Raw genomic sequence first — 389 nt, forward strand, 5'->3', positions numbered from 1 at the left:
ACACTTCCCAGCCCCGTCTCCCCGGAAGGAGCAAGCAAATGACCGCTCAGCCGCAGCCCGCGCGCCTCAGCACCGGCGGACGCATCGACCGCAGCGTCACCTGGCGCTTTACCATGGACGGCCGTGAATTCACCGGCCACCCCGGCGACACCCTCGCCTCCGCCCTGCTCGCGAACGGCCAGCTCGCCGCCGGCAACTCGCTGTACGAGGACCGGCCCCGCGGCATCATGTCCGCCGGCGTCGAGGAATCCAACGCCCTGGTCAAGATCGCCCCCCGGTTCCCGGGCCACGTGGCCGAGTCCATGCTCCCCGCCACCACCGTCACCCTGGTGGACGGCCTCAGCGCCGAGTACCTCAACGGGCTGGGAAAGCTGGACCCGGCCGAGGAC

1 protein-coding gene is annotated in these 389 nt (G+C 71.0%); it reads left to right on the forward strand.

The genetic code is table 11. The annotated features are described in order from the left end of the window. Positions 1-38: 38 nt before the first annotated feature. On the forward strand, positions 39-389 hold a 351-nt coding region (locus AC1DIO_RS35585), incomplete at its 3' end, for a (2Fe-2S)-binding protein (RefSeq protein WP_476854983.1).

This window comes from Allobosea sp. 05T439 (genome assembly GCF_056396005.1).